The following is a 12156-nucleotide window of genomic DNA, read 5'->3' on the forward strand; positions in this document are numbered from 1 at the left end:
GAAAACAGCTTACACTGGGTGCTAGATGTCTCAATGAAAGAAGATAGTTGCCAGATTTACCAACATCATGGGGCAGAAAATTGGGCCATGCTTAGGCAAATATCACTCAATATGCTTAGGGCAGAACCTTCTAAGGGAAGCATTCCGGCGAAACAGAAAAGAGCTTGGATGAAACCTGAATATCTAGAATCGGTTTTATTAGCAGGATTGCAGTTGGGCGAATTTTAAACATTCATGCGGTTGCCCTGGGCATAGATAGCGGTATTGCCAGCAGTTGAAAATAAAGGAGAACACTATGTTAGATGCTATTTGTGAACTCGAAACAGAGGATCATTTAATTGCGAGAACGACTTATAGTGTTTTTAAGTTTCAACAATTACCCGATGAGGATATCGAGCGTTTGCGGCAATGGTTAATTTGCCCTGCCTGCGGTGGTAAAGCATATTTCCGTAAAGCCTCAAAAGACGGTAAAGCCGCTTGTTTTGGCTCGCGATATCACCAAGCCGATTGCATTGAATTTAAACCTTCGGCACAAAAGTCCCGTGAGGAGCAAGATGCCATTGAAGTGCAGCAACAGCTGGTGGACGCCGATGCCTTAATGATCGACTTTAGCCGTAAACCTCGTCGCCATACGCCTGTAAACAAAGTTTCGACAACACAGGCATTAAGCGGCAAGACTGAGCCAACGCCTAAATTGTCCTCTATGCCTGAGTCATCGAAAGCGTCTGTTGCATCGTCAGTGGATGATCGAATACAAGAGTCGAAAACAGGCTACCAAGTTAACACCGCTGAACATACCACTGAAAAACGAGTGCCCAGCCAAGGGCTCGAAAAATTACTCCACAGTTTATTGCGCGGTACAGATTTGGCGAAATCGGATCTCTGGGTATACACAGACGCTGAGCGAAAATACCGTTGGCGGGCGAAGAACCTATTTGTCAATTTTGCCGATGCGGACCCAAGCGACAATAAACCCCACATGTATTGGGGCACGATATCCCACACTGACCCGACGATGAGTTGGCTTAATCCTGCCGACAGCAAAGATATCGGCATTCCTATCGATGGGATAAAGCAACCATTATTAGTGCAATTTGAAATAGAAGATAAACGCTGCTTTGAAGGTGCTGGTTTGATTTTATTTGGTAAATGTTTTTGGAATAAAGAAAAGACCCGCAAAATTATTCAGCTATGGAATAACGATTTGCAGCGGATTTTTATCTCCAAGTTGGAAGATTAATTGGCTTTGGTGAGAGAAACTAAAAAGAGGGGAGAAAAGGGGCTATTCCCGACGCAAAAAAGCGTTACAGCAAAAGTCCCTATCTATATCACGCTGATGAAAGCGCTTACTTGCCGCAGCACTTCTTGAATTTTTGACCGCTACCACACACGCAAGGCTCGTTACGATTCGGTTTTTTCTCGAAAGTCGTGGTCTTAGGTTTATTTAATAAACCTTCTAATTCAACAATATCTTCAGCGACGTCGGCATTGACTTCGATATTGGCGAACAGCTGGTGTTCGGCAACAATCGCGGCAACTTCGAGTTTACGCGCTTCGTCGGCAACAATTAATTGTAATGGTAATGCTTCTGTACCCGGTTTAGCGGCACGTTTAGTGTTGTAGCCATAGCTTTCGTGCTTTGGCTTAGGAGTTTTACGACCCTTGAAGAAAAATTTGTCAGACATGAGTGGTTCCGTCGAGCTGTGTATGAAATTGACGATGCTTATACTATAAAACGCCGATTTTATAAATCGAACTCAGATCTTTTTTCGATAAATGCGCGTCTTTAACCCTTAAGCACCTCAAAATGGCCGAAACGGCACACTTATTCGACGTCATCAAACTGATTTTTTGTGGGATCATTTAGTCGAGTTACCATTAACCTATGGGCTTTAAACTAAGTATCTACTACGCCATTAAGCTAATATGCGATGGCTTTTTAATCTCAGTGGCAGTTAAATCAACAGCAATAGCCTAACTTGTTTGAAAAACCTTCAGTTAATGAGTTTTGCCATAAAAAGTACTTTACCTTTGGAAGTGCTTTTAGCATAATGCCCCACGTCAACAGGGGTGTAGTTCCAATTGGTAGAACAGCGGTCTCCAAAACCGATGGTTGCGGGTTCGAGTCCTGCCACCCCTGCCAAATAAAACAACGGCTTGCATAGAAATATGCGAGCCGTTTTATTTTGTGTTGAATAAAGCGTAAAAAATGATTTTGCTTGGATTGAATAACTCGCCATTTTTTAACGCTACCCATTGCCGGTACTATTTCCATTTTTTTGTCGTAACCCTCCACATAACTGCGACTTGTAGGTTATTTCCTGTCAATGCTTGTTCATCAAATAGGTTGTTGGCGAAGTCACTAATCCGCCAGTTTCTAGCCTGATAATCGATGCTAAAGCGAGTTACCACATAATCATCTGCAACTGTTATCGCCGTTATAAATTGAGCTGCCTGTGCTATCAAAGTCTTGGCTGTGTTCGAAATAAGATAGGCCAATCAAAGCCAAGGTTATTTAAATCAAAACGGTATTTCTCCCATCTAAAATTTACCAATGTGTGACTGTTTGTGCCGTTACCTGTGTAAAAGTTTGCATCGAACCTTTGTCCATCATGAACCCGCAGTACATTGATCAAGCCTATTAGCCGTCAGAAATGAGTATTCCATGACACTTTATTTTTTGTTCATCTTTGGGATCTTAGTTCCAAAATCTAAGATTTAGTTTGAATTGAAGGTCATAACAGTACAATATAAGAAACATATTGAATGCATCTTAAGTGTATTCATCATCGTTCTGCTACTCGGCTAACAACTATGCTAAATATTGATGATCCTACACAAACCGAACGTACTCACGCGTTATGGCGCTTAGGCTTTAGACCTTTTTTCCTTGGGGGAGCAATATTAGCTGCGCTATATATCCCTTTGTGGCTATTAACTTGGTTTACTCCCCAATATAGCTTTTTCCCTTCATCCTTTTGGAGCCAGATATTGCCGCTATGGTGGCATCCACATGAAATGCTGTTCGGTTTCGCTATGGCAATTGTGTGTGGATTTTTGCTGACAGCCGTTCAAAATTGGACGAACCAACCTACATTAAAGGGATGGCCACTCGCATTGACCTTTAGCTGTTGGTTACTGGCACGATTATTACTCTTAGTTCCAATGCAAGTTCCGCTCATTTTGCCCGCCGTGTTTGATTCATTGTTCCTTGGTATGGCAAGCCTTACCCTATGGCGCTGTATTTATAAGGTAAAGCAATGGCGCAATATTGGTTTTCCGATCATGTTGTTTGCCGCACTCGTGATTAACAATGTCAGCTATTACGCTTTATTTGAACGCGATTTTATCCTTGCCAACCAGATCTGGCAGGCGATGTTATGGTGGTTAGCCTTACTTATCACCATAGTCGGTGGGCGTGTGATTCCATTTTTTACCGCGATGCGCATTAAGGCCACCAAAGCAGAACCCTTAACTTGGATTGAATACCCGCTGATCCTGACGATGATCTTGCTCGTCATTCAATCACTCATCCACCTTATACCTCTGGAGGTCGAGCGAGGCTTACTGCTCATTACAGGGCTCTTGCAGCTGGTCCGATTTGCACGCTGGTTACCCCATAAAACACTGAAGGAACCTATGTTGTGGTCCTTGCATCTTGCCTATTTAATGTTGCCACTCAGCCTGTTAGCCATGAGTTGGTATCTTGATAATGAATATGCCTATCGCAGTTTGCTTCACCTATTTGCTATTGGCTGTATGGCTACCCTGTGTCTTTCGATGATTTCCAGAGTGTCACTCGGGCACACAAGTCGAAATATTTATGAGGGCCCTAAGATGATCTTGGCATTTATTTGCCTACCGTTAGCGGCACTGCTCAGGGCGCTAATGCCCATCTGGTTTCCGGCCCACACCCAAGTCTGGTTATGGTTGGCTGGCAGTTGCTGGTTTATCGCATTTGCACTGTTTGTATGGCATTACTTGCCGATACTTTCTCGCCCCCGTATTGATGGGCGCCCAGGTTAATATTGATGTTAGGACAAAAGGATACAAAGTGAAAACTTATTTTAAAACAGTCACATTGCTAAAAATTATTTGCTTGCTCGCCATAACTACATGTACATCTGTAGCGGCTTCCGATACTAGCAATCAACAAAAATATCCTAACCAATATCAATCTTGGCAAGCCACCTCTGAACAAGTTGAACGCGAAGATATGCTCGCCAATTATCCCGCCAGCATCATACTCTGGGCTGGATCTTCCTATGCCAAAGAGTACCATAGCCCACGTGGGCATCATTTTGCCGTTGCTGATGTGACGCATACTTTACGTACAGGTATCCCCCCTAAAGCAGGAGAGAAAGGATTATCCGCCAGTTGTTGGACCTGCAAGACACCGGATGCCCCTAGATTGATTGAACAACTGGGATTTGAAGGATACTCTGCTAAAAACTTTACTGATCTGGGCAAAGAGATCCAAAGCGTAGTGTATTGCAGTGATTGCCATGAATCTGGCACTAATAAGTTAACTTTACCTCGTCCCCATGCCCAAGAGGCTATGGCTAAAATTCACCTGCCATTCGATAATCAAGATACCAATATGCAAGGTGCGCAGGTATGTGGTCAATGTCATGTCACTTACTATTTCCGTCCGGAAAAAAGTAATGTTGTTAATATTCCCTGGATTTTTGGCAGCACAGCCGACGATATTGAAAAATATTATGACACTCGCCGCTTCTTCGAATGGATCCATCCTCTTTCGAAAACGCCCATACTCAAAGCACGTCATCCTGAGTTTGAACACTGGAGTCGCAGTAAACATGCCGAAGTCGGTGTCACTTGCATTACCTGCCATATGCCAACCCAGCAGGATGCAAAAGGTGTTGAATTTACTAGCCATAAAGTTGATAAAGCCTTACCGCATTTTGATAACAGTTGCAGTGGCTGCCATAGCAGTAAAACCAAAATTGAAACCAAGCTCGCGGTCAATAAATTAACGATTGAGACCAAAGCTCGCGAAGTTGAAGCTCTGCTCGTCAAAGCCCACTATGAAGCCAAAGCGGCATGGGATGCAGGTGCTAAATGGGAGAATATGAATGAGCCAATTATGGCGATACGACACAGTCAGTGGCGCTGGGACTTTGCCATGTCTTCACATGGTTTGTATGCACATAATCCACAAGAAGGTAAGCAGCTTTTAGATAAAGCCATCGAACAAGCGAACGAAGCACGTCATCTGCTCGCTGGAATATTGAAGCAACTTAACGTGACTCAAGTTAGCTATCCAGATGTCAGTACTAAGGAAAAGGCCCATCAAGCGATAGGGTTAGTTGAATCGGATTTAATCAAAGAAAAACAAAAGTTTATTGAAGATGATGTTAATAAAAACTGGCACCCTGTCGCAAAATATGGTTACTAGTTTATTAACGGGTAGCTGATAATTTGAGGGATTTTAAAGCTCAAAAGCGAGAGGAAGCTCGAGTATTTATGCTTTGATTCAGTGAGCGTTATGCCAACAAGGCTTGGTCGGTTCTACAGTAATGCTCATCTTCTTTGCACGAGCAATAACTGCAGTCGAAATGATTCATGTCATTTCGGCTGCAGTACATAACTCATTGATATGTTGGTCTGTAACGACAAATTAATCACTGTAATCTGTGTCAGATATCTGTAATTCAGTTTTTTAATGCGTAGAATGCCGATCCTACTTTGAGGCAACTGATTGATGAAATTCTATTATCTTGGTTGGCTGCCAAACTGATTGGTTTCGGTGCGAAACTAAAACCAGTGTACAACTCTGTTCGCAAATAGCCTTGGCTACACGCTTTTCTGTCTCTTCATCCAATGCCGAGGTGGCCTCATCCATTATCAGAATCGGCGCATTTTTGATAAGCGCTCGTGCTAAGGCAAGCCTTTGGCGTTCCCCTCCCGATAACCCTGCGCCTTGCAAGCCGACTTCTTGGTAAATGCCCAGTTCTGATCTGTCTAATACTTCATCTAGCGCCACTTGGCGTGCCGCTTTATCTACGGCTTGATCGTCGGCATCTGGGTTACCAATACGAATGTTACTGGCAATGGTGCCTGTAAAGATGAGTGGATCCTGCGGCACATAGGCGAAAAAGCGGGCAAGTTCAGCAGCGGGGACTGACGTGAGTGGCACCTTGCCCAAAGTGATCAAGCCTAGGGTGGGATCATCAAAGCGCATCAATAACTTAAGTAAGCTGGTTTTACCTGAACCGCTCGGGCCACAAATCAGCACGCGTTCACCTGGCTCGATAGTGGCATTGATATTTTGCACCGCAGGGGGAAATGTTACGTTATTCAATTCGATTGTATGATTGTTCGGTGTCTTTTGTTGCGCTTGGCTTGGCTCTTTGAGCGTTGGCGCATGAGTCGCTTGTCGATAGTGTTTAATAGCCGCTAGCTGATCATTAATGCCTATTGCCGCCACGGCGAGAGTCTCAAGTGGCGCCGCCGCGCGCATGGTCAACATCAAGACAGCGAGCAGCATTGGCGTATTGTTTATACCGGATAGCACCAGATAGAGTGCCATGCCTGCAATAGGTAAAAAGCTGGCGATAGCCGACAGTAATGTTGCTATAGCAGCGGCGTGATTAGTTCGTTCCAGTGCGATTTCTTGTGTTTGCCAGTTTTGCTCCAACCGTGTTGTTGCGCCGCTATATCCTGCTGCTGTGCGCAGTAACTCTAGGTGGTCGATCAGTTCAAGGGTTGACTGATCTGCTGCCAATTCAGTGTTGTTTCGGTCCATATCTGCGCGGGCAAGGGCTCGTTGCGCCATACTCTGAATCACAAATGATACGAGCAACAAGCTAGCCAACATCAGTACCAGTGGCATGCCACCGATCAATCCTATGCCAAAGGTAATGCAGAGCGGAATAAGCGGTGCATGAATAAATACCTGAAATTGATGTGCCGGAATACTCATAAAGCCAGGGATACTTCGAGAGACAGTTTCTATGAGTAGTGTCCTGACACTCGGTGTAAACCAAGATAGTTTAGCTTGTTGCATGGTCGTGCCTAATGCACTGTAGAGCGCATTGGCCAGCCTTGCGCCAGCCCAAAAACCTGAACGCGAAGCCAGTATTGTAGTGAGTATGGTTATTGCGGCAATCGATAGCACTTTTTGCGGTGATTGCTGCTCAATAATGGCTAAAGCCAGTTGAATGTAGCATGCGGCTTCCAATATGGCCGCCACAGCCCAACCGCAGGCAACAGGTATTAAGTGCTTTATGGCTGCGTAATCTTGGGGACGATTTATCATTGGCTTTCTCCTTCCCTGTGATGCTTGAGTGCGAGCTTGTCATCCGCCAGCTCGGCAAGCGTTAAGTCATGGGTGACCATCACAATGGTTTTGTGGTTTGTTTTTGCGTGATGGCGTAGTGCTGTAAACACGTTAAACGCCGTTTCGCTGTCTAGGGCCGATGTGGGTTCATCAAGCAATATCACCCTAGCGGGTGAAAGAAACACACGGGCAAGATTAACGCGTTGTATTTCACCGCCAGACAGTGTGCTTGCATGAGTATTTAAGGATTTATCCAATTGCGCGCAGTGTAATGCTGCTAAGTAATCGTCATCCGTGGCACAAGGTGCGGTGAGCGCGAGATTGTCGGCGATGGAGGTTGCCAGTAGTCCCGCACTTTGCGGTAATAGCATGATCGCGCGATTAATTGAGGCTTCATCCATCTCTTTGAGTGCCATACCAGCGAGTCGAATATCTCCGGCATTTAGCTGCTCCATGCCAGCTAATAAGCGCAGTAATGTGGATTTGCCAACACCACTGATCCCTGTAACTGCCGTCACTCTGTCAGATCTAAATTGATAGTTAATGGGCACAGATTGATTGCTTGTAGACAGTGAAGGCACAACATTCGTGAGGGTGAGCGGCATAGGTGTATTAAGCTCAATATTGCCGTTACCAACAGGAACTCTCGATTGCTCAAGAAAATCCGTTAGCCGCTGAGCGGCAGCGCGGCCCGTTGCGAGATAATCAAGCCCATGCCCGAGCTTTAGGGCTGGCGTGACTATGGCCAGACTGAAGAACAAGGCTGCAGCAAGGTTTTCTGGCGGCCATTCATACCCGATGGCATAGACAATGGCAAAAGTACAGACAGCCTGCAGTAGTGATGTGGCCACGGCGACTGAAGTGGATACCTTGCTTACCCGCTCAATGATCTCATCAATAAAATGCTTAGTTGCCTTTTGGTAGTCGGCCATAGCACCAGTTTGTGCGCCATAAATGCGAAATACAGGCGCACCACGGGCGTAGTCATCTACTGCTGCAGTGATATTTCCCATCACATTGACTCGTGCTTCACCCTGTTTTGCAGCAAGCCTTGGGATCACCACCAAATAGAAAAGCGCTGCGACTAGGCCTGGTATAAGGGCAAGTAATGCCACTAAGCCCGCACTTAAGATCAGCAAACCAATAGTGATGGCAGGGGCAATGATAAAGGTCGCTAATTCTGAGGGTAAATGCGCGATCATATGATGCAATGACGCTATGTCATCGACCATTAATCGCTTTAACTTTTCGCCCTTATATTTTGCCAAGGTGCTTGGTGGCAACCTGACAAGATGCGCTGCAACTTGACGCCTTAATCTTCCAGAAAATTGCGCCTCAGCATTGTGGTTAACCCAAGATGCGCCAGCTGATAGCAACGCTGACACGACCCCAAATATGAGCGCCCCCGCTAACCATAGTGAATGATGACCAGCAATAAGTTGAATCATGCACCAGAGTGCACCTAGTGTCGTCACGCCAGCACCTACCGCTAGCAGCATTCCGAAAGTGAGTGCGGGAATAGCCGGACGTAGGGCTAATGTTGAAGTGGGACTGAAAAGTCGCTGCATTTTAATGTTCACCTAAAAAATCGAAGTGGAACAGGCTGGGCTTCGGTCTGGAAAGTGTGATTAACACAAGGCCAATGAAGCGATGAAGTCTTGATATTGCAGAGTAAAAAATAGTCTGAGTGCCAGAGTTTATGGGCAAATGAACATCCACGAGCCAAATTCCTTGTTTCATAAAAATTGAACCGCCATGAGATGGCGACCATATTAAGCGGTCATTTTTATTTATAAACACAGTGTTGATAAATGTTTTGAACGGCGATAATATAATTGATAACTATTCTCATTGGCAATAAATCTTTCGTATAAGGAGTTATTAAACATGCCCCGATTTGGTAAGTTTTACCCACAATCAAAGTGGGTTATCGGTTCTCTTGCGCTGGGGCTTAGCGCTATTTCAGGCTCAACTATTGCTGACAGTGGAACTGCTCCAGATAAGCAATCCAAGCAACAAGATGCAGCGGGAAATATTGAAGTCATCACAGTTTATGGTCAGAAAATCGAGCGCACGCTGAAGGAAACGGCGAGCTCAGTGACAGTGATCACTGAAGAACAGTTGAGGAAAAATGCGGACCAATCAACGATCTCTGAAATTCTCGGCGGTACGCCAAACTTAATTTATGCCGGAAATACCGATGCGCCCATTATCCGCGGAACAGATACTAAAGGGCCTGTTGCAGCGGGTAATGCCTATTTATCTAAGCCTGTACCCGGGGCAACTATCAGTGTTGATGGTAAATATCTGAGCCCCGCAGAACTGGATTTAGGTGCCGCTGGCGTGTGGGATGTGTCGTCTATTGAAGTTTACCGTGGTCCGCAAACGACCAGTCAAGGAGCCAACAGTATTGCTGGCGCTGTAGTCATCCATACCCATAACCCCACTTATACGTCAGAATTTGCAGCGCAAGCACTTTATGGCAGTCGAAATAAGCAGCGCTTTTCGGTCATGGCGTCCGGTGCGCTCAGTAATGACTTTGCCGCAAGAATTAGCGCAGATTACAGTGCTAGAGATACCTTTGTTGATTACGTTAACCCAGAGTTTACTGCCCATGATTTGGATTTTGAGTTTAAAAACCAAAATCTACGGGCGAAGTTGCTATGGGAACCCGAAAAATACAGCAACTTTTCTGCCATGCTGACTTATTCCTCCACTGAGGCTAAACGTCCCAGAAACGAGGTGGTATCAGAACCCTATGATGACTTAGAAAATCGTTCAATTTTTCAGGATAATCAAGAAGTCAGTAATCATGTCGGGATTTTTGATCTTGAATATGTGTTCGACAATGGGATGAAGTTGCATAACCAACTGCAGTATTCAGAAGGGCAGTTTGATTATCGCTTCGCAGCACCTTATCAAGGGATCGCAAAACGAGATAATGAAAACTTTTCGAATGATATAAGGCTGAACTTTGGTGACAAAAGTTCAGAGTTTAGTGGGGTTGCCGGTGTCTTCTACTGGGATGATAAAACCAACAACAAGCTGAACAACGTATTTGGTAATGCCGACGCCGACTTGAGACATACCAGTTTTGCCCCCTACGGTGAAGTCATATGGCGCTTCTCACCTAAGTGGGCATTCACCAGCGCACTCCGTTATCAGTCTGATGAAATTAGCCACGATGGTATTGCCAGCTACATCCCAGGTGTGCGCCATCAATATGAAGAAACGTTTACGGCGTTATTACCTAAGGTTGCCCTGTCCTATGATCTGACAGATAACGTCTTAGTCGGCGCTATGATCAGTGAAGGTAACATTCCTGGGGGCACAGGCATTAACTTCCGCGGCGGCGAATATTATACATTCGATGCCGAATCGGCATGGAACTATGAACTTTTTACCCGTATCGATCTGCTTGAACAACGCTTGATCATAAATAGCAATCTCTTTTACACCCGCTTTAAAGATTCACAACGTTCAGTTACTGACTACCTAGATGGACGACCCTTTGGTTCTGTCATTATTAATGCTGATGAAGCGCAAAGCTATGGGATTGAATTAGATTGGAACTTTAAAGTTGCCGATAGTTTTAGCTTATATGGTGGGCTGGGTTTACTTGAAACTGAGATAAGTGAATTTAATGACTACCGTGGCGAGGAGTTTGTCGGCAACGAGTTTAGTAAAGCGCCAGGATATATGTTCAATCTTGGGTTTGACTATGCGATTACCGACGCCTTTAAAGTGAGCGGTGATGTGCGTCATACGGATGGATACTTTTCAACGGATACCAATGAGCCTGAGTTAAGAGTGGGGTCTTACACAACGGTAAACCTGAATTCTTCCTATCAAATCAACCAATATTTTGAAGCCTTTGTTTATGCGCGCAATTTACTGGATGAACGTGCTCCTGTGGCAAAAATGGCTGACAGAAGTACCGGAGGCGTGGATGCATATTTACTTGAACCTCGAGAAATAGGCGTAGGCGTTAGGGCGAAGTTTTAGCGGCTAGCTTCTACCCGCTGTATTGGGTATTGCCATGCAGCGGCTAGCTTCTACCCGCTGTATTGGGTATTGCCATGCAGCGGGTAGCAAGAGCGGTTAGAATGGCTTTTTTGCCTTGGAAACCTTATCGATATGACACAAGTACCGGATCAACCCACTCAAAAACGCCAGCGTGGCAGACCTAGCCGTATTTCCCGTGAGGCTATCGCCAGAGCTGCGTTGGAGATTGGGGTTGATCAAGCGACTATCCCAGCTATAGCGGCGCATTTAAAGGTCGATCATTCTTCCCTCTACCATCACGTAGCAGGTCGGAATGATGTTATCTCCATTGCCGCTGAGCTTGCAATTAATGAGCTGGACTGGCGAGCGCCAGCAGCCACCGATTGGCGGAGTGAATTGATCATATTGACCGATGCCATTTGGGCACTGTATGAGCGTCATCCTGGCCTCGCTGAATCTATTCATCAGGCCAGTGTTACGCCGTCATCGGGTATACGTTCTTTTGCTGAATCGGTCGAAAAGCTGCAACGCAAAGGCTTCTCCCTCGATGAAGCAGTGCTTGCCGTTGATATCTTAGTTGACATGGTGGGGGAGTGCTTTTTGGGATGGTGGTCAACCACTAAACCAGAAGCCGATGGTCGGACACGTAAAGAGCGAATTATCGCAATTTGGGAAGATGAAGCCACCAAGCTCCCTGATAAAGCTGAGCAGATAAATGCGATGGTAGACATCATGAAGGTGGGCGCCCGCAAATGGTGGGAGCGAAAACGTGACTTAGTGTTAGCGGGTATTGCCGTTACCCATGCCCAAAAGGCAGGGGGATCCGATAAGGCTCAAACATAGCGCGT

General features: G+C 45.5%; 9 protein-coding genes and 1 tRNA gene. 7 read left to right on the forward strand and 3 right to left on the reverse strand.

Translation table 11 applies throughout. The features are described from left to right. Both L5M29_RS06815 and L5M29_RS06820 read left to right on the forward strand, forming a co-directional pair. Positions 1-228: transposase (locus L5M29_RS06815; protein ID WP_411569023.1), on the forward strand; the 228-nt coding region annotated here is incomplete at its 5' end. 67 nt (positions 229-295) lie between these two features. Continuing rightward, positions 296-1240 (forward strand): hypothetical protein, encoded by a 945-nt coding sequence (locus L5M29_RS06820; RefSeq protein ID WP_263166959.1) that lies wholly within the window; start codon positions 296-298, stop codon positions 1238-1240. A gap of 106 nt (positions 1241-1346) precedes the next feature. Here L5M29_RS06820 and L5M29_RS06825 read toward each other — a convergent pair whose 3' ends face one another. Continuing rightward, positions 1347-1685, reverse strand: a complete 339-nt coding sequence (locus L5M29_RS06825) for a PBPRA1643 family SWIM/SEC-C metal-binding motif protein (RefSeq protein ID WP_028761503.1) — start codon at positions 1683-1685, stop codon at positions 1347-1349. Positions 1686-2066: 381 nt separating this feature from the next. Here L5M29_RS06825 and L5M29_RS06830 point away from each other — a divergent pair. The 3 genes from L5M29_RS06830 (at position 2067) to L5M29_RS06840 (ending at position 5419) form a co-directional block, all read left to right on the forward strand. Beyond that, positions 2067-2143: transfer RNA gene (locus tag L5M29_RS06830), tRNA-Trp, on the forward strand. Between the two features lie 671 nt (positions 2144-2814). Beyond that, a complete protein-coding gene (locus L5M29_RS06835) occupies positions 2815-4026 on the forward strand; it encodes an NnrS family protein (protein ID WP_263166962.1) in 1212 nt (403 codons plus the stop codon). Beyond that, positions 4010-5419 carry an ammonia-forming cytochrome c nitrite reductase subunit c552 gene (locus L5M29_RS06840; RefSeq protein WP_263167193.1) on the forward strand — a complete coding sequence of 470 codons (1410 nt, stop codon included), beginning with the start codon at positions 4010-4012 and terminating at the stop codon, positions 5417-5419. Before L5M29_RS06835 ends, L5M29_RS06840 begins: the two co-directional genes overlap by 17 nt. A 285-nt stretch (positions 5420-5704) precedes the next feature. Here L5M29_RS06840 and L5M29_RS06845 read toward each other — a convergent pair whose 3' ends face one another. Further along, on the reverse strand, positions 5705-7282 hold the full coding sequence (locus L5M29_RS06845; RefSeq protein ID WP_263166964.1) for an ATP-binding cassette domain-containing protein: 1578 nt from the start codon (positions 7280-7282) through the stop codon (positions 5705-5707). Continuing rightward, the gene (locus L5M29_RS06850) at positions 7279-8871 is read right to left on the reverse strand and encodes an ATP-binding cassette domain-containing protein (protein WP_263166965.1); all 1593 of its coding nucleotides are present in this window, start codon (positions 8869-8871) and stop codon (positions 7279-7281) included. The genes L5M29_RS06845 and L5M29_RS06850 overlap by 4 nt, the downstream gene beginning before the upstream one ends. Positions 8872-9190: 319 nt before the next feature. Between L5M29_RS06850 and L5M29_RS06855 the strand changes: the two genes are divergently transcribed. After that, the gene (locus tag L5M29_RS06855; RefSeq protein ID WP_263166967.1) at positions 9191-11308 is read left to right on the forward strand and encodes a TonB-dependent receptor; all 2118 of its coding nucleotides are present in this window, start codon (positions 9191-9193) and stop codon (positions 11306-11308) included. 132 nt (positions 11309-11440) lie between these two features. After that, positions 11441-12151, forward strand: a complete 711-nt coding sequence (locus L5M29_RS06860; protein WP_219234616.1) for a TetR/AcrR family transcriptional regulator — start codon at positions 11441-11443, stop codon at positions 12149-12151. The last annotated feature ends 5 nt before the right edge of the window (positions 12152-12156 follow it).

The sequence above is a fragment of the Shewanella sp. SM95 genome, from assembly GCF_025653595.1.
Classification (GTDB): domain Bacteria; phylum Pseudomonadota; class Gammaproteobacteria; order Enterobacterales; family Shewanellaceae; genus Shewanella; species Shewanella oncorhynchi.